The sequence below is a fragment of the Streptococcus oralis genome (assembly GCF_023109195.1).
Classification (GTDB): domain Bacteria; phylum Bacillota; class Bacilli; order Lactobacillales; family Streptococcaceae; genus Streptococcus; species Streptococcus oralis_BV.
Map to the genome: position 1 here is coordinate 741,341 of NZ_JALDUB010000001.1, position 23,394 is coordinate 764,734.

Genomic DNA, 23,394 nt, shown 5'->3' on the forward strand with positions numbered 1-23,394 from the left:
ACGATGTCATTTGACGGATTTTTTTTACATCACATGGTTGAGGAATTGAAAAGCGAGTTAGTCAATGGTCGCATCCAGAAAATCAATCAACCTTTTGAACAAGAGTTGGTCTTGCAAATCCGCAGCAATCGCCAAAGCCATCGCCTGCTCCTTTCTGCCCATCCCGTTTTTGGTCGCATCCAGCTGACCCAAACAACCTTTGAAAATCCAGCCCAACCTTCGACTTTTATCATGGTTTTGAGAAAGTATTTGCAGGGTGCTCTGATTGAGTCGATTGAGCAAGTCGAAAATGACCGTATCGTGGAAATTACCGTTTCTAATAAAAACGAGATTGGAGACCATATCCAGGCTACCTTGATTATCGAAATCATGGGTAAACACAGCAATATTCTTCTCGTGGATAAAAGTAGCCATAAAATCCTCGAAGTCATCAAACACGTCGGCTTTTCACAAAATAGCTACCGCACCTTACTTCCCGGATCGACCTATATCGCTCCGCCAAGCACCGAGTCTCTCAATCCTTTTACTGTCAAGGATGAAAAGCTCTTTGAAATCTTGCAAACACAGGAACTAACAGCAAAAAATCTTCAAAGTCTCTTTCAAGGTCTGGGACGTGATACGGCAAATGAATTGGAAAACATTCTTGTCAGTGATAAACTGTCTACTTTCCGAAACTTCTTCGGGCAAGAAACCAAGCCTTTCCTAACGGAGACTTCTTTCAGCCCAGTTCCTTTTGCGAATCGTGTAGGAGAGCCTTTTGCCAGCCTTTCGGATCTCTTAGATACCTATTATAAGGATAAAGCTGAGCGCGACCGCGTCAAACAGCAAGCCAGTGAGCTCATTCGTCGTGTTGAAAATGAACTTCAGAAAAATCGACATAAGCTTAAAAAACAAGAAAAAGAGTTACTAGCGACAGACAATGCTGAGGAATTTCGCCAAAAAGGGGAATTGTTGACAACCTTCCTTCATCAAGTACCTAATGACCAAGACCAGGTTATCCTAGACAACTACTACACCAATCAGCCTATCACCATTGCGCTTGATAAGGCCTTGACTCCCAGCCAGAATGCTCAACGCTATTTTAAGCGTTACCAGAAACTCAAAGAAGCTGTCAAATACCTTACTGATCTGATTGAGGAAACCAAGGCAACCATTCTTTATCTAGAAAGTGTGGAGACTGTGCTCAACCAAGCTGGACTAGAAGAAATCGCTGAAATACGTGAAGAATTGATTCAAACTGGCTTCATCAGAAGACGCCAACGCGAGAAAATTCAGAAACGCAAAAAACCAGAACAGTATCTGGCGAGCGATGGCAAGACCATCATCTATGTCGGACGAAACAACCTGCAAAATGAGGAATTGACCTTTAAAATGGCCCGCAAGGAGGAACTTTGGTTCCATGCCAAGGACATTCCTGGAAGCCACGTCGTCATCTCAGGAAATCTTGCCCCATCTGATGAAGTTAAAACAGATGCGGCCGAACTAGCTGCCTACTTCTCCAAAGGGCGCTTGTCAAATCTCGTGCAGGTGGATATGATTGAAGTCAAGAAACTCAATAAACCAACTGGTGGCAAACCCGGTTTTGTAACCTACACAGGACAAAAGACCCTCCGCGTTACACCAGACCCAGAAAAAATCGCATCTATGAAAAAATCCTGATTTCAGGTGAAATCAGGATTTTCGTTTACAATTTACTCTGCAATCAAGGTTTCCAAACCAACCTTCATCATATCGGTGAAGGTATTTTGGCGTTCTTCTGCCGTAGTGTCTTCATCTGGATTGACCAAGCTATCAGAAATGGTCATGATAGCTAGCGCATTAACATGGTGTTGGGCAGCAAGATAGTAAAGGGCTGCTGCTTCCATTTCGACAGCTTTAACTCCCCATTTACCAAGTTCGATGTTCTTTTCAAAGTAGTTTGAGTAAAAGACATCTGATGACAAAACGTTCCCAACGTGGGTAGTCATACCGAGTTCTTTGGCGATATGGTAGGCCTTATCTAGTAAATCAAAACTAGCGATTTGTGGGAAATCATACTGTGGCCAGTCGTTGCGGATGATGTTTGAGTTGGTTGCAGCTGCTTGCGCCAAAACCAATTCACGGACATGAACATCCTCGTTTAACGAACCCGCAGTTCCCACACGGATTAATTTTTTCACACCGTAGTCCACAATCAACTCACGCGCATAAATCGAAATGGATGGCATCCCCATCCCAGTTCCCATGACCGATACACGGTGACCCTTGTAAGTACCAGTGTAGCCAAACATGTTACGCACTTCGTTAAAACAAACAGCATCTTCAAGGAAGTTCTCCGCAATAAACTTAGCACGAAGAGGATCCCCAGGAAGAAGAATTTTATCAGCAATTTCACCCTGATTAGCAGCAATATGGATAGACATAATTTATGATACAAAGAGCGACAAGAAAACGACTGAAAATTAGGAGTCTGACGAGAAATCCTGATTTCTCAATCAGATTATCTATTTTCCGAGTTTTCCGCTCGTGTTCAAATTAGAACACCTTGCTCTACCTTTCTTTATTGTATATTTAGGATAGCGACGGAGAACAAAGTAAAAATAGGAAACTGACGAAGCATCGCAGATGTTAGACAGTTTATCTTTTTTACACAGTTCTCCGCCCGTATTCAGTTCAGTGAATACAAGGAGCCCATCCTTTCTTTAATTTATATTTGATATTTAGAAAGATACCAAACCCGTCAAAAAGCGAAGGGAAAATAGGAATTGGGTGCAGTGAGCGATGCTCGCTAGACCAACTATCTTTTTCCCACTGCTTTTAGGGTGGGTTCAATTCCTTTCTTTCTTAATTTTTTGATATAGAAGAGAACAGCTCAGGTTCAATTCAAATCCGAACTCCCCTTCCTTTCTGAGTCTCTAGAAAAGCTTTCCTCTCGTGTTCAAATCAGAACACTTCACCCTACCTTTCTATGGTAAGTATTGATTACAATTCAGCAATAATCGCTTTAAGCAAGCCTTTGAAGTCGCCTTTGACACGTTCAGTCACTTCTACAACTTCTTCGTGATTGAGTTCTTCTTGGAAACCAGCAGCATGGTTAGTAATACATGAAATACCGAGAACTTTCAAGCCAGAGTGGGCTGCCACAATCACTTCAGGAACAGTAGACATACCAACTGCATCTGCTCCCAATGTCTTATAGGCACGAATCTCTGCTGGGGTTTCATATGTCGGACCTGTTACACCAATATAGACACCTTCATCAAGCTTGATACCAAGTTTTTTAGCCACTTCATGGGCAGTAGCACGATATTCTGGAGTGTAGGCTTTAGACATATCTGGGAAACGTGGACCAAAATCATCCAAGTTTTCACCCATCAATGGGTTTTGCCCCGTCATATTGATATGATCTGAGATAGCCATCAAGGTACCAGGACCAAATCCAATACCTCCAGCTGCATTGGTTACAATGACACCTTCGCATCCGAGGACTTTCATCACACGAACTGGGAAAGTCACGACTTCAAGAGGATTTCCTTCGTAGAAATGGAAACGACCTTGAAGAGCCAAGACCTTGCGACCTGCAAGTTCTCCATATACCAATTTACCAGCGTGTCCGACTACTGTCGAACGGCCCCAGTTTGGAATATCTGCATAATCTACTACAACTGGATTTTCGATTTCTTCTGCAAGTTCTCCCAGACCTGATCCAAGGATTAGACCGAACTCAGGTGCTTGGATTCCCTTGTCTTTCAGGAAGGCAGCTGTTTCATTGATTTTATCTAAAAATGTCATTGTGTGTCTCCTTTATTATTTTTTAGCATTTGACCGATTTTGTCAAAAGTTTTAGCATTGCGAATGGTGATGTTGCGATAAAAAGGCATCTTGAGCAAGTACTTATGATAGGCAGTTGCATAGTAGGATTCCTCAGAGAATTTCCCCCAGAAAATCCCAAGTCTTCCAAAATGAACCACTTCATCTTCCAATTCCAAACTGTCCACTTTCTCGATAACTTGATCCACATCCAAGCCCTCCGTGTAGAAGAGGACATCTTTCCGTGCTAAGTCTTCGTTCCACCAACCTGGTAGATTGTCAAGCTCCGCCTCAAAGTCCTCTAGACTCAGCAAAGAAAAGCTCTGAATAAATGGATAATGGACTTCAAAGAAAGCCTCTAACTGTTCAACCAATCGGGCTTTGGGAGCTATCGAAGTAAAGAAAATGTTGCCACTGTTGATATAGGTTTCAACCTTTTCCAGTCCCAACTCTGTCAGTTCTTGACGAAGTTGCGCCATGACAACCTTATTTTTCCCTCCGACATTAATACCCCGAACAAGTAAAGCATATCTCGTCATCTTATACCAATTTATCTAAGAAACTTTCCCCAATCATGGCTGTTTCAACACCAAAGTTATCCGCAACAGTTGCTGAGATATCTGCAAAATGTCCAACTGGAATGACACCATTTCCCTTAAAGCTAGGGCTGTAAGCTAAAAGCGGAATGTATTCACGAGTGTGGTCAGTTCCTGCATAGGTTGGGTCATTTCCATGGTCAGCAGTAATCAAGAGAAGGTCGTTCTCTCTCATGGCTGCAATAATTTCAGGCAAGCGTTCATCAAACTCATGCAAGCAATCACGGTAACCATGAGCATTGCGACGGTGGCCGTAAAGGGCATCAAAGTCAACTAAGTTTGTGAAGGAGAATCCTTTTTCAAACTCAGCAAGGCCCATGGTCTTCAAGAGTGTATCAATTCCATGACTATTTGACTTGTTGTGGCCCATGTCATGATTGATACCAGCGCCATTAAAGATATCGTTGATTTTACCAACAGCGTAAGTATCGATACCTGCTTCGTTCAATTTATCTAAAACAGTCGGTGCAAATGGAGATACAGCCAAGTCACGACGGTTTGCTGTACGAGTGAAGTTACCTGGTTCACCAACATATGGACGGGCAATGATACGACCTAAAAGGGCAGGACGCTCAAGGGTAATCGAACGCGCGTATTCACAAATACGATACAATTCATCCAAAGGAATGATGTCTTCGTGGGCAGCAATTTGCAAAACTGGGTCAGCTGAAGTATAGATAATCAACTCCCCAGTTTCCATCTGACGTGGTCCAAAATCGTCGATAACAGCTGTACCTGAGTAAGGTTTGTTTGCTTCACGAATGACCTTACGTCCTGAAAATTCTTCGATCTTTGTCAAGATTTCTTCTGGAAATCCGTTCCAGAAAGTATCGAAAGGCTCGGTAATGTTGAGTCCCATGATTTCCCAGTGTCCAGTCATAGTATCCTTACCAAGAGATACTTCTTCCAATTTTGTTGCATATCCTGTTGGGTTGTTTTCAGCTGGTACAGTCTTCAGAGGCGTTTCACGAGGAATATTTCCTAGACCGATTTTAGCCATGTTTGGCACATTCAAACCAACAGCTTTTGAGATATGTCCCAGTGTGTCGGAAGCTCCATCTGGAACTCCTGCATTGACAAAGTTATTGGCATCTGGTGCAGCACCGATTCCCACGGAATCCAGTACTACCAAGTGAATCCGATTAAATTTTGACATAGTGTATCTCCTTATTATGTTGATTAGTTTTCTTTTGTTGAAGTTAAAATCTGAACACCATCTCGTCCAGCAACGATGACCTTATCCACCATTTGGTTGAACAAGCCATGCTCTACGACACCAACGACATGATCCAATTCTTGTCCGAAGGCAATTGGATCTTCAATGACATCCAAGGCTAGGTCAATGATAAAGTTCTGCATATCGGTCACAAAACGTTGGCCGTCTTTTTCACGGAAACTTGGTTTGTAGCCAGCTCGCTCAAACCGACGAAAGACCTGTTCTGCACCATACTGAACCACTTCTACAGGCAATTTAAAAGCACCTAGTTTCTCTACCAGTTTGCTTTCGTCAACCACCCAAATGTATTCTTTTGAGGGCGTTGCGACAACCTTCTCCATCAGAAGGGCACCACCACCACCTTTGATCCCGTTAAACTGGCTATCTACTTCATCCGCCCCGTCAACCGTCACATCGACAAAGTCCACTTGATCAATCGACTTGAGCGGGATATTAAGACCTTCGGCCTGTTTACTAGTAACACTGGAAGTCGTTACAGCAGTAATCTGCAAACCTTCTTCCTTAATCCGACGACCGATTTCTTCTACGAAATAGTAGGCAGTAGAACCAGTTCCCAGACCGACTACCATACCATCCTTGACAAACTCAGCAGCCTTGATACCTGCCATTTTCTTCAGATTTTCCACTCAAACACCTCCATTAAAGAGCTATTTTTATTATAACATGTATCCGTTTTTATTTCATGGATACACTGGAAAAACCCGAACATTTTTATTTCGGGTTTTGGTGTCCTATTTAACCATATCAGGATCGTAATCATAGAATCCAGTATCGAGAAAACGGTTTTTAGGGTGTAACTTGCGCACTTCCTCATCTAACAAGAAGGCTTGGTCATGGCTGAATTTGCCCTCTTGGATCAAGCTGCGTGCTTGAATAAAGAGTTTGGCAATTTCTACAAAATTCTGACCGGGTGTGTAGAGCCCCTCTAGCTTCCAGTGAGTGAAACCATGTTCTACTAATTCTGTCAATTTAGTCATCAAATCAAGATCGTTATTTGCAAAGATGTGGGTCCCATGATTGTCTTCAAAGATAGAGTAATGGCTCTCTGGATCACTTGGTTCAGCCAAGAAGAGGTCACGTTTACGCGTTTTTTCATCATCGATATGCGTAAAGTTATAGTAGTTTTGTAAGAGCGGACGCTTAGAATGGTGAATGACACTAGCACCATAAACCAATACTTCAGCAGGAATTTCCAAAATCTCTGGCATCTTAAAGAGTTCGGCAGATGGAATTTCACGCGCCAAAACCGCCTCAGAAGCACCTGCCTTTTGGCCCCAGAAGTTAATCTGACGACTACTTGTTACCATGGTTGAAGCATCGTAAATAGTCTTGAAGGAATAGCCATCACGGTTGACTACGTAAAAGACACCTGCATCTCCTACTGTAATATAGTCTGTCTTGATTTCTTCCAAGAAGTCTAGGAAAGGCTTGATACGATCCATCATGTCTTGGTGCATAAGGGCGTTAACCGCAACGATCAATTCCTTACTCCCATCATGAACCAGCTTAGCGATTTCTCGCAACTCTTCATAACTAAAGGTCGTTGGCAAACGGAGGCCAAAATCTTTCTCACCGACATAGATACGGTCTACGCCAGCTTCGAGTAGTTGTTCAACTTGTTCAATGCTTTCAGCAGTTGCTGTAATGATAATCTTTTCCATAAGGAAAATTATACCACAATTCTCAAAAATCAGCTATGAATACTAAGAGTTTTATAAAAAGTCAAAGTCATTTTTAAAGCTTTCAATAAAAAAATGAACAGTAACTAGTACCGTCCACTTTCTTTTTTATGCATGTGTTTTTTCTACTAGGTGTCCATCATTCATAACATAAATACGGTCAACCTTATCAAGAAGGCGTGTATCATGTGTAATCATAACAACTCCTCTACCTTGTTCGTGCGCAATGGCAGCCAACATCTCCGTTACTTGGTAAGCACGCTCGGTGTCTAGACTGGCTGTCGGCTCATCTGCAAGCACAATGCTTGGATTGTTATAGAGCGCTCTAGCTATCGCCGCACGCTGACGTTCGCCACCCGATAGAGCCTTGGGATAATGATCTTTTACTTTGTCCAAATCCAACAAGTCAAAGAGCTCTTTTCGGTCACTTTTACTATTTTTTCCCTTATCCAGTCTGTCAATCAAGTCCAACTGTTCCTTGACTGTTAGGAAAGGAATTAGGTTTGAAGCCTGGAGAATGAAACCAAACTCTCTAAAACGGAGGTCTGTTTTTTCCTTCTCTGTCAAACTGCCTGTTTCCTTCCCCTTTACTAGAATCTTTCCACTCGATGCTTCCTGAAGTTGTCCTAGAGTTGTTAGAAAGGTTGTCTTACCAGAGCCAGAAGGCCCAACGATAGCTACGAATTCTCCCGCATTTAGCTGAAAATTCGTCTCATGCAGAGCTACGACTTTCATCTTTCCTTCCCCGTAGGTTTTTGTCACTTGAGTCATTTCAATCAATGCTGTCATACTATTCTCCTTATCACTCTGCAATTGCAGTAATCGGGTCCACCTTTAGCAAGCGTGGAAGTGAAATGACACCACCTAGAAGGGCCATCAAGGAAATTACCAAGCTTAGGACAGAGTAAGCTATCCAGCTTGGGTAGAAAAAGAAGGTAGCTGGTAAGACTAAAATCACTCCTCCGATTGCCAGCAAGGCTAAAGCAATCCCCATACCAGCTAGGAGGAAGATTTGACAGAATAGAGACCATACAATGGTTTTGATCTGTATCCCTTGAGCCCGCATTATTCCATAAAGTCCTAGTTTTTGGATGGTAATGATATAAACAAAAATACCCACAATCAAGCCTGTGATGACAATCATAGCAAGAATCATCCCTGAAAATACATTAACCTGTGGTGTGTAACCAGGAATTTTCGAAATCATTTTTGGAATGGAAATCTGTTTCAGTCCGTCTCCAGCCACTTCTATGTCATTTTTCAATACCAAGGCAGAGATGGAACGATTGGCTTTCAAGGTTCCTTGTAAGGTCCAATAAGTTGTCAGACTCGTAAAGACAACAGGCTCAGTGAAAAATTTATTACCTTCAGTCAGGCCTACAATCTTGTAACTTGCCTCACTTCCATTCAGCTGAATGGTATCACCTAGCTTCATCCCATAGTTCTCAAAAGACTGATCCACGACAACCTCATCATCTCCTTCAGGATAACGACCCTCCGTCAAACTAGGAGAGATAAAAGCGTCCCAGTCTTGAGCAAAGATGGAAACATTGACCTTTTCACTACCATCGACTAGATTGGTTACAGCAAACATATAGCCCAATGGAGCAGCCTCTTCAGAACTCTTATCCTTGTAGTCCTTTTCAGGAATAAAAGATGCCGTCAAATTATCATTTGCGTAGTCAGATAAAACCACCCCCGTCGCTTGCCAATTATCAATAGCTGCTCGGTTATTTCGCACAAGACCAAGAGCTAGACTGGTCATAAAAAAGACCATAAAAGCGATAAGAAAAATGGTAGTTAGAATCAAACTATATCGAAGTTTATTTCGTACTATTTCTTTGATAGCAAGATACATGCTTATCTCCTTTAACATTTCCCAGAGGTAGTTTAAAAGCCACCCAGACCAATAGACAGAATCTCTGTCCTTCCATCCATTCAAAACAACTCCTACCAATACTCTTCAAAAGTATACAGGTAGCAACTCAACAAATCATCTTAGGAAAAGCACTTGCTTGCTATCAATTTATATAAGTTATCCTTTCCTTTCTCAGTATATTTATAATAGAGAAGGTTAGGTCATCTGTTTCAAGTGTAACATCCATGCTATCACTTTCCCTATTAGGTGTCAAGAAGAGTGACTTAGATAATGATAAGAGACTTTAGTTGTTTTGTAACAATTCTGTAATAATTCTCTGCATAAAAAATGATAAAATAGTTATGTACTGTTAAGGAGAGAATCATGTCCGCAAGAAAACTAGAAGCTTATGAGTTTGAACAAGCTCCCGAATCGAAACAAACTCCGCTTTACCAAGATTACACACCTGAAGCCCCAGTCGGCCCTAACCTAAAAGAGATTTTATTTTTTGTAAATATCGCTTGTTTCTGTATTTTTATGGTGCTTTTTAGCTTTATCTTTTTAGCCTTAAAATTTAATACAGCTTTATCATTTATCGCTGCTATGGCAACAAGCTTCGCACTTTTACAACTTCAACGAAAGATTATTAAACGAAAATTTTCAAAATAAAGGTTGGTACTACTACCAACCTCTTTTCTAGTTATCAAAAAAGACAGTTATCTAACTGTCTTTTTTATTTATTCTTACGTTTTGAAGGAGATTGAATAGCGATCTTAACTTCAAAAATTGTTCCTCTAGGTTTGTTATCTTTTACGCTAATCGTTCCTCGTAAGGCATCTACGATTTGCTTGGCCAAAGATAGTCCCAGGCCGAAACCACCTTTCTGACGGGTTCTCGCCTTGTCCACACGGTAAAAGCGGTCAAAGATTTTCTTCTTATCAGCAGCTGAAATTCCAATTCCGTTATCCGTTACTGTAAGATAGAGGTGGCGATCTGTAGCATAGACTACAAACTCAATTTTCCCATCTTCTTCGGTATACTTGATGGCATTGTCAAATAAAATGGTCATGAGTTGTTTTAGGAGCAACTGATCGGTCAAGAATGGACGATAAATTCGATTTTCATAGTTGAAAACACGATCATTTTCAGAAGCAATCAACTCATAGTTGGCAAAGGTTGTTTTAAAGAATTGTGGAGAAACTTCTGCTATTTCTGGTTTGATTCCATCATCTCGACGTGCAAGGTTGAGAAGATTGGTCGTGAGGAAACGCATATTGCGAACCTCTTCAAGACTGGAAGCGATACTTTCGCTGGATTCCATGATGGTTGCCTCTGGTTTTCGAAAGAGATTCTCTAAACGATTTTGTAAAACGGCCAAAGGCGTTCTCAGTTCATGACTGGCATTTTCAACAAAAGACTTCTGCTTTTGCATGCTTTCCAGTAGCGGTTTGACACTGACACGTGCCAGGTAAACACTGGCAATTAAAGACAGGAGCCAGAAACTAGCCATCACTACAACAATTAAATGCTCGTGTTTTTGGCTGATTTGCTCGAGCTGGCTGGTATTGATTAGAACCGCCGCATATTTGACATTACTTGATACGGTGGAAGAGTTGGTTTCCATCAAGACCATTCGATAGGTTTCTTCCTGACCATAACTATTGACGACTTGGATTTGGCGAATATGATTCAACTCTTTCTTATCCAGCTTGATTTTGTCCAAGCCCAAAAAGCGATTGCCCAGTAAGAGTTGGTTAAAATCCTTGTCAAAAAGCAAAACTTCTGTATTGGAGCTGACATTGGGCTTGATTTCAGCCTTGCTGGCATCCGCAGTTGCGGGTTGAATATCCTTGACTTCTTCGGTTGCCCGATTCAGGGCTAACTGGATAACCGCTTGGGGACTGCTACTAAGGGCTTGGAGTTTTTCATCTACAGAAGTATAGAGACTCGAGTGCATGACCTGGAGGATAATCAAGGTCATAGCAGAGAAGATCAGGGTGAACACTCCAAAGTTTCGAATGAAATAGCTGAAATCATCTGCATACCATGTTTTTTTTAGTTTATTGAACATCTTTTAAAATATACCCGACACTACGCAAGGTTTGAAGATTTTCAGCAAAGGCTGTTCCCTTCAATTTCTTACGAACTTTTGAGACATAGACTTCTACAACGGAAATAGTCGTATCGCTATCAAATCCCCATAGACGGTCAAAAATCTGTGTCTTGGGAAGAATGACATTTTGATTTTGAAGGAAGTAAACCAATAACTCAAACTCTTTTCCGAGCAGCTCCACAGGCGTATCTTCCACTTTTACTTCATTCGTTGAAAGGTTGACGACAACATCCCCATAGGTCAAGGTATTTTCGTTAAACTTGCCTGAACGTTTGAGAAGGGCTTGAATCCGCATTTTAAGTTCTTCTAGGTAGAAAGGTTTGGTGAGGTAGTCATCCGCTCCTAACTCAAAACCATGTCCCTTGTCATCCAAACTTTCCTTAGCTGTCATGATAAGGACTGGTGTCGTAATTCCTTTTTCACGCAATTCTTTCAAAACTTGGAAGCCATTTTTTTCAGGCAACATCAGGTCAAGCAGAATCAAGTCATAAACGCCACTTTCTGCTTCGTAGAGACCTTCTTCTCCATCAAAGACCTGCATGACATCTGCAAAATCATCTAAAAAGTCAAATACTGAGTTTGACAGGCCTAGGTCATCTTCTACTAATAAGATTTTTATCATCAGAAACTCCTCCTTGTTATGATTATTATACCAAAATTGCCTTAAAAAAAACTCAACTCTCTCTTGTTTTCAGAGAGAAAGTTGAGTTTTTTATTTACATTTCGAATGAATTAAGCTTTAGCATATTGGGCTACAACAGCTTCTACTGCTGCTTTCTCACGCATAATCAAGTCAACACGCGCTGCGATATCCTTGATCCCCATGCGAATGTTGCGGCTAAGAGCAAGGTCAGAGAGTTGTGGCTCAAAGAATTCCTTGTACTCTACCAAGCGTTGCTCAGTTTTAAAGATGTGTGATGGGAAGATAACAAAGCTATCAAAACTCATGTCGCCACCGAGAGCTGCCTTGATCCAATCCCAGTTTTCACGCGCCCAAACCCAAACAGTTTCTTGAGTTGCTTGGTGTCCGAGGAATTGGAGGTACCATGAAGAAAGGTCTTGTGGTTTCACCACAAATTTATCTTTCCATGAGCCAATCAAGGTTTGGATATTGTCGGCATCTGTACTGTAGGCAAGAGCTCCTGCCAACTGACGTTTGAAAACAGCATCTGTGGCATGAGTGTAGAGGTCCAGATAAGTTGCGACCAAGTCCTTGGTCTCATGATGTTTCATCTCATTGATGAGAACTTGAGCACGGATTGCTGCTGGAAGTCCTGCAAGATTATCCTTGTGAGCTGCAAAGATTTGGCTAGCGACTTGACTAGCTTCTGCATCATTTGACCGAATCATCATAGAAACGGCCAACTGACGAACCAATTCATCCTCATCTGATTCCCCGTCTTTGGCTTCAAAGCCAAGACGGTCATAGTTGTGACGAGCCAATTTAGCAACGAGTGTATTAAAGGCTTTCTCAGTTTCTGTACCTTCATCAATAAAGCGCTCAAGGGCAGAAATCACTTGAGAAACAGCTGATACAACAAGGTATGACTCTTCCTTAGCAAGTTTATCAAGGACTGGGAGCAAGTCAGCATAAGAAATGTGCCCTGCTTCAGCAAGCAGACGACGTTCTTGGACGATTTGCAGTTTGCTTGTGTTATCAAGTGACTCTAGCTCAGCAAGAACAGCATCTAACAAGTCTCCTTGATAGTCTGTAATGTAGTGGGCTGTATTTTCAGTGTTGAGACGAAGTGCTCCTTTGTTTTCAGCAAGAAGAGCGGCATAGCCAGGGATTTCGATACTTTCAGTTTCAAGTGTGTCTGGCAAACCTTTCCAGTTGCTGTTGAGTGGCACTACCCAGAGGCGGTTCTTGTCTTCGTGCTCACCGATAAAGAATTGTTTTTGCGAAATCTTCAAGACGTCATTTTCAACTTTGACAGTGAGAACTGGATAACCAGGTTGTTCCAACCAAGAATCCATGAAGGCTGCAACATCACGGCCTGACGCTTGTCCAAGGGCATTCCATAGGTCACGACCAATGGTATTGCTGTACTGGTGTTTTTCAAAGTAAGCGTGCAAACCCTTAGCAAAATCTGCATCTCCTAGCCAACGGCGAAGCATGTGCATGAGACGGCTTCCTTTGGCATAGACGATAGCGCCATCAAAGAGCGTATTAATTTCATCTGGGTGTTTGACTTCGACATGAACAGACTGAACACCATCCGTCGCATCGCGTTTAAGCGCAGCTGGAACACCACCTGTTTGGAAATCTTCAAAGATATTCCAACTTGGTTCGATGGCATCCACACAGACGTATTCCATCATGTTGGCGAAGCTTTCATTAAGCCAAAGGTCATCCCACCATTTCATAGTCACGAGGTTACCAAACCATTGGTGAGCCAACTCATGTGCCACAACAAGGGCAACTTGTTGACGGCTAGCAAAGGTTGAGTTCTCATCCACAACCAAGTAAACTTCACGGTAAGTCACAAGACCCCAGTTTTCCATTGCACCTGCTGAGAAGTCAGGAAGGGCGATGTGGAGCGATTGAGGAATTGGATACTTAACTCCGTAGTAATCTTCGTAAAACTCGATTGAGCGAACGGCGATGTCCAGTGAGAAATCAAGGTTTGATAGGGGGTGGGCTTTGGTTGAGTAGACACCAACGAGAGTACCATTCTTGGTTTTAGCGGTTACCCCTTGCAAATCACCAGCTACAAAGGCTAACAAGTAAGAAGACATGCGAGGTGTTGTCTCAAACTTCCAGACGCCTGTTTCCTTACGGTCTTCCACATCAATTTCTGGCATGTTTGACAGGGCCACTTCACCTTCCGCTTGGTCAAAACGTAGAGCGAGGTCAAAAGTTGCTTTGGCTTCAGGCTCGTCCACACATGGGAAGGCTTCACGCGCAAAATGGCTTTCAAACTGAGTAGACAGGACTTCCTTCTTGACACCATCAACTGTGTAATAAGAAGGGTAAATCCCTGTCATGTTGTCTGTGATTTTTCCTGAAAAAGCGATGACCAATTCAACTTGACCAGTCTCAGCCAATTCGATATGAAGGGCTTCATTGTCATGGTCAACTGTAAACGGACGAGCTTGACCCGCAACTTCTACAAAAGCGATTTCCAAATCTTTTTGGTGAAGGGAAATACGGTCAGTCTTGGCTTGACCAGTGATGGTCACCTTCCCAGAAAAGGTCTTGGTCTCACGACTCAAGTCTAAAAATAAATCATAGTGTTCAGGAACAAATTGCGTAATAAAATGTTCAACTGCTTGCATAGTTTTCTCCTATTCTAAGTTTAAGAGTTTTACTCTTCTTCAAACAAACTTATTATATCATGTTTTGCTTTAGAAAAAAGGATTGGACGGTAATTTCCAAAACTTTCTTCCTTCTGCAGTCTAGAGTGGGTAGACCTTGCGAAATTCTTCCAAAACAACCTTGCTGTCAGGTGTAAAAGTCAGTCCTGCCTCTCTCAGCCACTCGGCGAAACAGTCTTCATGAACCTGACGCCAATAGGCTAAAGATTTGTCTCCCTCACCTTCCTTATAGGCATGGTCAGCAGAAACTTGATGAAAGGGCTGAACGGAAACCTTAGTAATTTCGACAATGCAGACAGCTCGATCTTGGCTATCTAAAATGATGTCAAAGGTTCCTTCTCGTGGAAGAGGTTCGTCTTCTATTGCATAGAGGTCGTAGGCTGAGGCAGTTGCTGTCTTTTCGCCTTTTAAAACCAAATCTGCCAAGAGATCTGCTTCCACTCCAAAAGCCCAGGCATCTATCTCATCTCCGATAGAGGGGTTGATTTGCTTGTAGTCATTCCACATTTCTTGCGGTGTCATGGGTTGCTCCTTTGTAATTTTTTACTTAATTCTTTTACACGTTTGAGGTGGTCTGGATGGTCAATCTCTAAATCAAAAATCTCTGGAATAGAACTGTAGTGGATAATACACTTGATACCCGTCTGATTCATTTTTTGTATGAAAGAAGGATTCAGATAGCCTGCTACAGCAAAGTTAATCTTTTTCATCCTTGCTTTATCCTGCATATCTCTCAGCATATCTAACATTATTGGACTTTCCATATCATGCCATTGACTGTTTCTCACAGTCGCAAAAATAAATGAAGTCAAATCATTCATTCCAACTATAATCTTTGAAATACCAGTTTCCAGTATCCTGTCCAAGTCGAAATAAGCTGACGGCAATTCAATCATTGTTCCGACTTTTCCAGTAAAACCATGCTGACGTAATACCCTAATAGCTTGCTTTAACTGCTTAGCATCATTGACAAAAGGAAAGATAACAGACAGATTGGGATTGGTTTGATAAACTTCTGTAACGACATGTGCTTCAGCCTGAAATTCATCAGGACACGCCAGCAAGCGCCTAGTTCCTCTATAACCAAACAAGGGATGATTTTCATCAAAATGCTCTTTAGTCCCCTCTAAACAATTAGCTTCTGTATTTGTTAACTCTGAAAAACGATACCAAACCTCTTCATCTGAGTACAAGGAGCAAATGGTGTCTAGATAATCTTTTACAAATTGCTGACAACTTGATAAGAGAATATTTTGATTGAGCTCTCTCAGTAAGTATTCTCCACGAATTATGCCAACATGATGCAATAGTTGTGGGTAAACTTTTGCAACAATTTGTTCGCCACTAAGGGCAAGTTGGTTTCTCATTATTCACCTTCCAATTCATGTAGGAAGTCTTGTCCAGTTCCGGAAATCCTAATAATTCAGACTTAACCTTCAAGACTAATGGCGATGCATTTTCTTCTGTGATTTTCTGAATATCCATCCAAACATATCCAAGTGAATCATTCGCACCATCAGAGACAGCTTCCGAAATAGTAACTTGAGCTTCCTTCTCGTTGACCTCAATATCATAAAATGCCATGATATGGTGAACCACACAATTTTTTAACTCTTCCCTGACGAAAATATCGTAGATTCGAGGATTGGAGTAGCTTCTAACAGTAAATCCTGTCTCTTCCATAACTTCTCTAATCAGCGTTTCCGTCAGTCCTTCACCAAGTTGCTGACTACCACCGGGTAGATCATAACGATGTTGATAAGGGCCTCTCGTTTTTTCAATGCAGAGTAACTTCCTATTTTCAAAGCAAACAGCATAGACTCCAAAGTGTTTTTTGATTTCCATCCAACTCCTCCTACTTCAAAGACCAGCCACCATCAATAGTCAGGATTTGTCCTTGCATGGCGCTCGCTTTTCCACTTGCTAAGAAAAGGCTAATCACTGCTACTTCCTCTGGCTCAATCCAGCGTTTGATGGGCGTTTCACTAGCCACCCAGTCAGCTAAGCCACCTGGTTCAAAGTCGGCAGCGGTCATAGCTGTCTTGACTGCCCCTGGAGCAATCCCAAAGACCTGAATACCATCCTCAGCATAGTCTAGAGCCAACTGCTTGGTAAAGCCAGCTAAGGCGTGCTTAGACGAGGTATAGGCGTGACCACCTCCGCCAGCTAGACTTGAAGCAATCGAACACATATTGATGATAATTCCTTTTTTATTTTCCAGCATTTGCGTCAAATAATAACGAGTCAACTCAACAGGAGTCATATAGTTGATTTCAAAAATCTCTTGAATTTCCTGGGCTGATTGTTCCAAAAGTGGTTTGAAATCATCCAAAACTCCAGCAGTATTGCACAAGACATCCACCTGAGGACACCAGTCAAAAATTGGCTCCAAGTCCAAGGTCAAATCTCTCTGTAAAAAGTGAAAATCACGCTCTAAGAGTGGATTTTCACCTTGGTCAACTCCATAAACTTGATAGCCATTCTCTAAAAAGAGTCGTGCTTGAGCCAGACCAATCCCTGAACTTACTCCCGTCATCAATACACGTCTAGTCATGGACTTCTACCCAGTCCGTCGCCAAAACATCACAAGGTGTCGGGCTCCACATGGAAAAACCTTCTCCCTCCCCAGACACGTTGATTAGGAAATAGGGCGTCACTTCAAGTGCAATCCCGTTTTGCTCGATAGTGTCAAAGAGTTGGACATAGTTTTCAGCCCCTCCCCAACCAGTTCGTACATATTTTTTCTTGGCCTTTAACCCAGGCAGGATTTCTTCAAAAGTCATGATATTCTCCTTTAATTCTACATTCTTCATTCAATTATAACAAAAAACCGTTTTCCAACGGCTTTTTGACTGTATATCTGCTAAATTCTTCCTACCACTGCAATCCGGCTTCTCTAATTTCTTTCTTAGAAGCAAATTTACCATTTGGTCTGTGCCATCTTCCGTTTTTATCTCTAAAGTAGCCACCTGAATTAGTTGATTGCGAGTTTGATTCTTGGCTTTCTTCCTTTTCTTGTGCGGCCTGACGTGCTTTTTCTTCTTCCTCTTTCGCTTTCTTTTCAGCTGCTTCTTTTTCCTCAGCCTCTTTCTTGGCTTTTTCTTTTTCTTCTTTTATCTTTGCATCTTCAACTGTATTTTTAGCAGTACCATCCAAATAATTGATTTCCGCATTAGCTGAATCATTTTCTAAAACGACATGCGTCACAGAATACTGATCAACCTTTTCCTTACTACCACCCAACTTGATCTCCAAGAGTTTGCCGTTTTCATCTATTCCCACATACTGCAACTCAATCTATCTCGGGATCAATTCGTCCTTTTGATAGATTGGGGTCACCTTGTAGTCTAAATAATAGTTTGGGTGATTGGCCAACCAAGAGTCCAATCGATTTTCATAGTAAAGCATGCTACTTTGGTTTTGATCATCTGTTCCAGAATAATTTCCAGCATTGAGCTAATTAGTCATAGGGACCAAGTTTTTCTTTTCATCATACAATCCACTAAATTGGTACCCGATCAGATGGCCTCGACTCATCAGCCAAGCTTCTTTTTTACCATCACCATAAAAGAATTTATAGTTGTGCCATCCAACTGGATCATAAGTCAACTTAGGTTCTCTCTTCTCAGTTGGCTCATCGCTGTCCTTGAGTTGAATATGAGCACCCGTCGCGCGTGATTTGGAATCCAATTCCCCAAGTTCTAACTGCTTTTCATTTTTAAAAGGCAAGAGTCCAGCTTCTTTAAACAACTTTTCATCGAACTTGGCTTGCTTCTGTTCGACTTTTTCTTCTGGAACTGTTTGTTCTACCTTATGACCAGAACAAGCAACAAGTGTTGTTACTGAAAGTAAGGCAAGTGAAAGGGTGAGCAACTTTTTCATAAAAAACTCCTTTATTTTGTATAATAACTATATCAATCCTTCCTTTTACATTTTACTATCATTTTGCTAATTATTCAAGAATAAAGAGGCTATTATTATCCTATTTTCTTCCTTTATCCAAAACAAAAACGATAACTACTTTTTCAGTAGTTACCGTTGATTTCTTTTGATTAGTCTTTCCAACCAAGTTTGCTGTTGATAGTCATCATGATGCTGGCTATCTTCTCACCCCAGTATGGATCTGAAGCATAGCGAACATTCATTCCGGTTGCTTTATTTCCAAGGTGGTCTCTACCGTAGTCGATGTAATTCTCACGGATCCACTTGGCCGCTCCGAGAATTCCTTTGTCCACATTATCAAAGCTCTTGGCTGAGAGATATGGGCTAGTATCATAAGCAGCAATACCAAAGAAATTGTTCTTATCTCTGGCAATTTGACTGCGTCCCCAAGCACTTTCAAGGGCACTATGGGCCATCAAGTAAAGGGCATTTACACCGTAGCGTTCCTCAGCTTCTTTGAAAGTCGCTCCTTTACCTGCAAGAGGACTATCCTGCAAGTTCATCATTGAATACAGTTTATCCAACTCAGCTGCACTATAATTACTTGGTTCTCTCAAGTTTTTATAGAGGAAAGGATTTTTAATGGTAAAGCCATCAAAATGCTCTCCATCAGTTGAGTAGTACTTCTTGCCAATAACCATAGCAGAGGTGTGTGGAGCTACTTTGATACTCGTGTATGGAGAGAGTTCATGGTAAAGGAATTTCCCATCACTAGTATAATGAGGGATAAACTCGCTTCCTTCATCCACTGCTGTCAAATCACTTTGATTCATATAGCCAGACAAGCCAGAAATCGAAACTGCAAGTCGGCCACCTTTTCGCGTCGAGCTATCCAGTGAAACAATACTTCCTTGATTAATGTAACTCAAGATTTCTCCAGATGCACTGTAGACATAGGCTGTGATGGGTTTAACTTTGTAATATTTGGTTTTATCCGCAACATGCCATCTACCAGAAGCATCCAAGGTATGACCATCCACAGTTTCATTTTTTGCCATATAACCGCCTGATTTAAGGTAATACCATGATTGGTCGGATGAATCGTAGATTAATTCTTTCTCAGCCATCTTTCCATTTGACTTGAGATAGAACCAGTTATTCTTGTACCATACCCACTCACTCGCAGCCATATAACCACCAGATTTGAGATAGTAGTAACCATTATCCCAGAGCCATTCTTTATTGGCATAATTTCCATCAGAGTTGATATAGAACCAAGAGTTATAGTTCTTGTCAAAGAGCCAACCTTTGCCGGCTTTTACACCACTGCTCGTCACATAACTACGGTCAATCCAAGTTTCCGTAGAGAGGTAGCCGCCTGATTTGAAATGGTAATCCTTGCCTTTGATGGTTTGCCAACCTTTTTCAGCATAGGTTCCATCATCTTTCAAGTAAAACCAAGAGTTATAATTCTTGTCAAAGAGCCATTCCGATTTCAGTTTGGCTCCACTTTTAGCAACATAGAAGCGGTCAATCCAGCGCTCGGTAGAAAGATAGCCGCCTGATTTGAAATGGTAATCTTTTTCTTTAATCGTTTCCCAGCCTTTTTCGGCATAGGTTCCGTCAGCTTTCAAGTAAAACCAAGCATCATAATTCTTATCAAAGAACCATTCCGATTTCAATTTAGCTCCACTCTTCGCAACATAGAAGCGATCAATCCAACGTTCAGTAGAAAGATAACCGCCTGATTTAAAATGGTAGTCCTTCCCATCTATAGTTAACCACATATTTTCAGCATAGGTACCATCTTGTTGAAGGTAGAACCAACTGCTATAGTTGTCATCATAAATCCAGGCTTGTTTAACCTTATTACCATTTTCTGATATATAGCTCTTACCAAGCCAAGCATTTTTCAGCATTTTACCTTGTGAATTGATGTAGTACTGGTTCTCCCCTTGAGTGATCCACTCATCTTTGGCCATTTTCCCGTCTTCTTTAAGGTAATATTTTTCCTGACCTTGTTGAATCCATTCGTTTTGAGCTTTCTGACCATCAGACTTGAGATAATACCAGGATTCTTGTTCCTGATTAAATACCCACTGTTCCTTGGCTTTAGCACCACTTTCAGTCACATAGTACTGGCCAACCCACGTTTTCGTAGCTAATTTTCCAGCTTCGTTAAAATAGTAATCCTTACCACCAACTGTCAACCAGCCGTTCTCAGCACGATTTCCATCAGCTGTTAAATAAAACCAGGCCTGTTGCGTTTGGTCATAGATCCATTGGTTGGTTGCTGGTTTCCCGTCTGCTTTGAGGTAGGTCTTTCCTTGCCACGTTCCCTCTTCTGCTTTTGCTGTCTCCACTACAGTAAAAAAACACCCCAATAAGCTAGCACTTACTAGGGCCACTTTCCATCGTTTCATTTAAATGCTCCAATAACGTTTTCTAAACCCTATTGTAACATAGTTAATCGACGGAAATATTACAAATTGATGAAGATTCTATTTCTTGTTGACGATAAGGAAGACCTAGCTTATCTCAGATTGGCTTTGACTTCCTGACGGAGATTTTCTAGACTGCTAATGCCGTATTTATCCATGACTTTTGGTAAATTTTCAATAATATCAGGACAGGCATATGGATTGGTAAAATTGGCTGTTCCAACTCCGATAGCAGAGGCACCAGCCAGATACATTTCTAGCGCTGCTTCAGCAGAATCCACTCCTCCCATTCCAATGATGGGAAGGTCGGTTGTTTGGGCGACTTGGCGGATGAGTTTGAGGGCTACTGGAAAGACTGCTGGTCCAGACATTCCACCTGTTCCATTGGCTAGGATTGGTTTTCTGGTTTTAAGGTCAAAGCGCATACCGACAAGGGTATTGATCATGGTTAGGCCACTTGCCCCTGCATCTTCTGCGGCTTTGGCGATGGTGACAACATCCGTTACACTAGGGGTTAATTTAACATAAACTGGCACATCAGAGGCTTCCACAGCTGCCTTTACCACTTCATAAGCCAAGTCAGGATCTTGCCCAATCAAAAGTCCATGATTGCCGTGATCCACATTCGGACAAGAGATATTGAGCTCGATAGCTTTTACATTTGTAGCCTTGGAAATCCCCTGAGAAACGGCAGCGTACTCTTGTTTTGAAAAGCCTGCTACATTGGCGATGATGGGAAGCGAAGGATATTCTCTTTCCAGCCAAGGCAACTTTTCAGCTAAAACAGCTTCTAAACCTGGATTTTGTAAACCGATTGCATTGAGCATACCTGCAGGCGTTTCTGCCACCCTGGGAGTAGGATTCCCAAAACGGGGTTCAAGTGTCGTCGCCTTGATCATAATGGAGCCTAAAAGGTCTAAATCATAGTATTTGGCATACTCTTGGCCGAAACCAAAACAGCCTGATGCTGGAATGATGGGATTTTTCAAATCCAAGCCCGGTAGAGAAACTTGTAAACGTTTGTTAGTCATGACTTTCTCCTTATAATACAACTGTTCCTGTGCGAAAAACAGGGCCATCTTCACAGACGCGTTGGCTGACGGTCTCACTATCTGGCACTTTTAGAACGCAGGCATAGCAAGCTCCCATCCCACAAGCCATACGAGATTCTAGAGATAGATAGGCTCTTGGATGATCATAAAAGGTTTGATTGATATACTTCATCATTCCCGGAGCACCACATGAGTAAACCGCATCAAATTGACTGTCTAAATCATTGATAACAACAGAAACATTTCCCTTGATGCCATAAGAACCATCATCTGTCGTTACAAAGACCTGACCATATCGGGCCAATTCGGTTTCGAGAATAACAGCATCCTTAGTCGCAAAACCGAGGACTGTCACTACTGTCACCCCACGCGCATGCAATTCCTTGGCTACTTCTAGCAAGGGTGGAACACCAATCCCACCACCAACGAGGAGGACTTGACTCTGGTCGTCTAGGTCAGACAAGTCAAAACCATTTCCCTGAGGTCCCATCACATCAAGAGTATCTCCCTGACTTAAGGTTGAAAAAATAGCTGTCCCAGCCCCCTCAATCCGATAAATAAGGTGACACTGCTTGTTTGCTTTGTCAATAGACGAAATTGAAATAGGGCGGCGCAAGAGATGGGCGTCATCAGGCACACGCAGATGAAGAAATTGGCCGGCTCGCATGGCTTCAACCATCTCCCCTTCTAGGACTAATTCAAAGATTGCTGGCGCAATTTCCTCTTGTGCGACCACCTTCATGGTTTCCAAACGAATGGCACCCAAACGCTTCTTACATGTGGGATTCATGACTTTTCCTCCTTAAATTTAAGGGGACCAGATAAAGAAAAGGCCTTGCTAATGCAAGGCCTCAGTTGGGTTAGGCTAGAACTCATGCGCACACTTAAAAAGTCTCCACAGAGAGTCCCCTTATCCCTTTTATCTGACACCTTGTGAGTCTCTCTGGACTCCCCTTAAAGGTTAAATTTGTATTAGTATACTCTTTCAAAGAAAAAAAGTCAAGTAGAAAACGAACATTCTACTTGACTTCACTGGATTATTTTTCACGAATGACTTCGACCTTGTAACCGTCAGGATCCTTGACAAAGTAATAGTTTGGTTGAGTTCCTGGAAGTCCATTAGGAGCTGTCACCTCATAGCCTTTAGCGCTATGTTCTTGATGTAGGGCCTCAAGGTCAGGTGTACTGAGGGCGATATGGGCGAAGCCATCTCCTACCACGTAAGGACCGTGATCATAGTTATAGGTCAACTCCAACTCATAGTCATCCCCCTCAAGTCCTAGATAGACAATGGTGAAAGCATGATCTGGAAAATCTCTGCGACGCAATTCTTTAAATCCAAAAGCATCTTGATAAAAAGCGATTGATTTTTCAAGGTTTTCTACTCGCAAGCAAGTGTGTAGCATTTTTGAAGCCATTTTCATTACCT

At 41.9% G+C, this 23,394-nt stretch carries 22 protein-coding genes and 1 pseudogene; 2 read left to right on the forward strand and 21 right to left on the reverse strand.

Annotated features, from left to right (window positions below):
- Positions 1–3 precede the first annotated feature (3 nt).
- Positions 4–1,659, forward strand: a complete 1,656-nt coding sequence (pavA, locus tag M1F65_RS03590) for an Rqc2 family fibronectin-binding protein PavA (RefSeq protein ID WP_247925489.1) — start codon at positions 4–6, stop codon at positions 1,657–1,659.
- Positions 1,660–1,691: 32 nt separating this feature from the next.
- Here pavA and deoD read toward each other — a convergent pair whose 3' ends face one another.
- The 8 genes from deoD to M1F65_RS03630 form a co-directional block, all read right to left on the reverse strand.
- Positions 1,692–2,402 carry a purine-nucleoside phosphorylase gene (gene deoD / locus M1F65_RS03595; protein WP_247925490.1) on the reverse strand — a complete coding sequence of 237 codons (711 nt, stop codon included), beginning with the start codon at positions 2,400–2,402 and terminating at the stop codon, positions 1,692–1,694.
- A gap of 559 nt (positions 2,403–2,961) precedes the next feature.
- A complete protein-coding gene (locus M1F65_RS03600; protein WP_247925491.1) occupies positions 2,962–3,771 on the reverse strand; it encodes a purine-nucleoside phosphorylase in 810 nt (269 codons plus the stop codon).
- Positions 3,768–4,328, reverse strand: coding sequence for a DUF1697 domain-containing protein (locus M1F65_RS03605; protein ID WP_247925492.1), 561 nt, complete (start codon positions 4,326–4,328; stop codon positions 3,768–3,770). The genes M1F65_RS03600 and M1F65_RS03605 overlap by 4 nt, the downstream gene beginning before the upstream one ends.
- A gap of 1 nt (position 4,329) precedes the next feature.
- Positions 4,330–5,541, reverse strand: coding sequence for a phosphopentomutase (locus M1F65_RS03610; protein ID WP_247925493.1), 1,212 nt, complete (start codon positions 5,539–5,541; stop codon positions 4,330–4,332).
- A 23-nt stretch (positions 5,542–5,564) separates the two neighbouring features.
- Positions 5,565–6,248, reverse strand: a complete 684-nt coding sequence (gene rpiA / locus M1F65_RS03615) for a ribose-5-phosphate isomerase RpiA (protein WP_247925494.1) — start codon at positions 6,246–6,248, stop codon at positions 5,565–5,567.
- Between the two features lie 105 nt (positions 6,249–6,353).
- Entirely contained in the window at positions 6,354–7,283 is a 930-nt protein-coding gene (locus tag M1F65_RS03620) for a peptidase U32 family protein (RefSeq protein ID WP_247925495.1), read from the reverse strand.
- Positions 7,284–7,409: 126 nt separating this feature from the next.
- Positions 7,410–8,090, reverse strand: a complete 681-nt coding sequence (locus M1F65_RS03625) for an ABC transporter ATP-binding protein (RefSeq protein WP_247925496.1) — start codon at positions 8,088–8,090, stop codon at positions 7,410–7,412.
- 13 nt (positions 8,091–8,103) lie between these two features.
- Entirely contained in the window at positions 8,104–9,159 is a 1,056-nt protein-coding gene (locus M1F65_RS03630) for an ABC transporter permease (protein WP_247925497.1), read from the reverse strand.
- 384 nt (positions 9,160–9,543) lie between these two features.
- Here M1F65_RS03630 and M1F65_RS03635 point away from each other — a divergent pair, with 384 nt between their 5' ends.
- Positions 9,544–9,828: a DUF3270 domain-containing protein gene (locus M1F65_RS03635; protein WP_247925498.1), complete on the forward strand. Its 285-nt coding sequence runs from the start codon at positions 9,544–9,546 to the stop codon at positions 9,826–9,828.
- A 64-nt stretch (positions 9,829–9,892) separates the two neighbouring features.
- On the opposite strand, the gene M1F65_RS03640 is transcribed toward M1F65_RS03635, so the two are convergent.
- The 13 genes and pseudogenes from M1F65_RS03640 to gloA all read right to left on the reverse strand — a co-directional run bounded on the left by M1F65_RS03640 (position 9,893) and on the right by gloA (position 23,383).
- Complete coding sequence (locus M1F65_RS03640; RefSeq protein ID WP_247925499.1) at positions 9,893–11,230, reverse strand: sensor histidine kinase; 1,338 nt, start codon at positions 11,228–11,230, stop codon at positions 9,893–9,895.
- The gene (gene ciaR / locus M1F65_RS03645) at positions 11,220–11,894 is read right to left on the reverse strand and encodes a two-component system response regulator CiaR (RefSeq protein ID WP_000590635.1); all 675 of its coding nucleotides are present in this window, start codon (positions 11,892–11,894) and stop codon (positions 11,220–11,222) included. Before ciaR ends, M1F65_RS03640 begins: the two co-directional genes overlap by 11 nt.
- A gap of 110 nt (positions 11,895–12,004) precedes the next feature.
- Complete coding sequence (locus M1F65_RS03650; RefSeq protein WP_125384621.1) at positions 12,005–14,551, reverse strand: M1 family metallopeptidase; 2,547 nt, start codon at positions 14,549–14,551, stop codon at positions 12,005–12,007.
- A 120-nt stretch (positions 14,552–14,671) separates the two neighbouring features.
- Positions 14,672–15,112, reverse strand: a complete 441-nt coding sequence (locus M1F65_RS03655; protein WP_049518538.1) for an ASCH domain-containing protein — start codon at positions 15,110–15,112, stop codon at positions 14,672–14,674.
- A complete protein-coding gene (locus M1F65_RS03660; RefSeq protein WP_247925500.1) occupies positions 15,109–15,957 on the reverse strand; it encodes a putative PEP-binding protein in 849 nt (282 codons plus the stop codon). The genes M1F65_RS03655 and M1F65_RS03660 overlap by 4 nt, the downstream gene beginning before the upstream one ends.
- Complete coding sequence (locus M1F65_RS03665) at positions 15,935–16,435, reverse strand: NUDIX hydrolase (protein ID WP_247925501.1); 501 nt, start codon at positions 16,433–16,435, stop codon at positions 15,935–15,937. Before M1F65_RS03665 ends, M1F65_RS03660 begins: the two co-directional genes overlap by 23 nt.
- 10 nt (positions 16,436–16,445) lie before the next feature.
- On the reverse strand, positions 16,446–17,144 hold the full coding sequence (locus M1F65_RS03670; RefSeq protein ID WP_049479735.1) for a 3-oxoacyl-ACP reductase: 699 nt from the start codon (positions 17,142–17,144) through the stop codon (positions 16,446–16,448).
- Positions 17,137–17,373, reverse strand: a complete 237-nt coding sequence (locus tag M1F65_RS03675; RefSeq protein ID WP_049479736.1) for a DUF2829 domain-containing protein — start codon at positions 17,371–17,373, stop codon at positions 17,137–17,139. The genes M1F65_RS03670 and M1F65_RS03675 overlap by 8 nt, the downstream gene beginning before the upstream one ends.
- 91 nt (positions 17,374–17,464) lie before the next feature.
- Positions 17,465–18,472: pseudogene (locus M1F65_RS03680) on the reverse strand (DNA/RNA non-specific endonuclease).
- A gap of 170 nt (positions 18,473–18,642) precedes the next feature.
- The gene (locus M1F65_RS03685; protein ID WP_125328033.1) at positions 18,643–20,895 is read right to left on the reverse strand and encodes a glucosaminidase domain-containing protein; all 2,253 of its coding nucleotides are present in this window, start codon (positions 20,893–20,895) and stop codon (positions 18,643–18,645) included.
- 110 nt (positions 20,896–21,005) lie between these two features.
- Positions 21,006–21,992 carry a dihydroorotate dehydrogenase gene (locus M1F65_RS03690; protein WP_161800715.1) on the reverse strand — a complete coding sequence of 329 codons (987 nt, stop codon included), beginning with the start codon at positions 21,990–21,992 and terminating at the stop codon, positions 21,006–21,008.
- The gene (locus tag M1F65_RS03695; RefSeq protein ID WP_001070074.1) at positions 21,955–22,755 is read right to left on the reverse strand and encodes a dihydroorotate dehydrogenase electron transfer subunit; all 801 of its coding nucleotides are present in this window, start codon (positions 22,753–22,755) and stop codon (positions 21,955–21,957) included. The genes M1F65_RS03690 and M1F65_RS03695 overlap by 38 nt, the downstream gene beginning before the upstream one ends.
- A 247-nt stretch (positions 22,756–23,002) precedes the next feature.
- The gene (gloA, locus tag M1F65_RS03700; RefSeq protein ID WP_000157150.1) at positions 23,003–23,383 is read right to left on the reverse strand and encodes a lactoylglutathione lyase; all 381 of its coding nucleotides are present in this window, start codon (positions 23,381–23,383) and stop codon (positions 23,003–23,005) included.
- Between the last annotated feature and the right edge of the window lie 11 nt (positions 23,384–23,394).

Coding starts and splice junctions, on each gene's coding strand:
- pavA (WP_247925489.1), top strand. CDS start 4: ATGTCATTTGACGGATTTTTTTTACATCACATGGTTGAGGAATTGAAA.
- deoD (WP_247925490.1), bottom strand. CDS start 2,402: ATGTCTATCCATATTGCTGCTAATCAGGGTGAAATTGCTGATAAAATT.
- M1F65_RS03600 (WP_247925491.1), bottom strand. CDS start 3,771: ATGACATTTTTAGATAAAATCAATGAAACAGCTGCCTTCCTGAAAGAC.
- M1F65_RS03605 (WP_247925492.1), bottom strand. CDS start 4,328: ATGACGAGATATGCTTTACTTGTTCGGGGTATTAATGTCGGAGGGAAA.
- M1F65_RS03610 (WP_247925493.1), bottom strand. CDS start 5,541: ATGTCAAAATTTAATCGGATTCACTTGGTAGTACTGGATTCCGTGGGA.
- M1F65_RS03620 (WP_247925495.1), bottom strand. CDS start 7,283: ATGGAAAAGATTATCATTACAGCAACTGCTGAAAGCATTGAACAAGTT.
- M1F65_RS03625 (WP_247925496.1), bottom strand. CDS start 8,090: ATGACAGCATTGATTGAAATGACTCAAGTGACAAAAACCTACGGGGAA.
- M1F65_RS03630 (WP_247925497.1), bottom strand. CDS start 9,159: ATGTATCTTGCTATCAAAGAAATAGTACGAAATAAACTTCGATATAGT.
- M1F65_RS03635 (WP_247925498.1), top strand. CDS start 9,544: ATGTCCGCAAGAAAACTAGAAGCTTATGAGTTTGAACAAGCTCCCGAA.
- M1F65_RS03640 (WP_247925499.1), bottom strand. CDS start 11,230: ATGTTCAATAAACTAAAAAAAACATGGTATGCAGATGATTTCAGCTAT.
- ciaR (WP_000590635.1), bottom strand. CDS start 11,894: ATGATAAAAATCTTATTAGTAGAAGATGACCTAGGCCTGTCAAACTCA.
- M1F65_RS03650 (WP_125384621.1), bottom strand. CDS start 14,551: ATGCAAGCAGTTGAACATTTTATTACGCAATTTGTTCCTGAACACTAT.
- M1F65_RS03655 (WP_049518538.1), bottom strand. CDS start 15,112: ATGACACCGCAAGAAATGTGGAATGACTACAAGCAAATCAACCCCTCT.
- M1F65_RS03660 (WP_247925500.1), bottom strand. CDS start 15,957: ATGAGAAACCAACTTGCCCTTAGTGGCGAACAAATTGTTGCAAAAGTT.
- M1F65_RS03665 (WP_247925501.1), bottom strand. CDS start 16,435: ATGGAAATCAAAAAACACTTTGGAGTCTATGCTGTTTGCTTTGAAAAT.
- M1F65_RS03670 (WP_049479735.1), bottom strand. CDS start 17,144: ATGACTAGACGTGTATTGATGACGGGAGTAAGTTCAGGGATTGGTCTG.
- M1F65_RS03675 (WP_049479736.1), bottom strand. CDS start 17,373: ATGACTTTTGAAGAAATCCTGCCTGGGTTAAAGGCCAAGAAAAAATAT.
- M1F65_RS03685 (WP_125328033.1), bottom strand. CDS start 20,895: ATGAAACGATGGAAAGTGGCCCTAGTAAGTGCTAGCTTATTGGGGTGT.
- M1F65_RS03690 (WP_161800715.1), bottom strand. CDS start 21,992: ATGGCCCTGTTTTTCGCACAGGAACAGTTGTATTATAAGGAGAAAGTC.
- M1F65_RS03695 (WP_001070074.1), bottom strand. CDS start 22,755: ATGAATCCCACATGTAAGAAGCGTTTGGGTGCCATTCGTTTGGAAACC.
- gloA (WP_000157150.1), bottom strand. CDS start 23,383: ATGGCTTCAAAAATGCTACACACTTGCTTGCGAGTAGAAAACCTTGAA.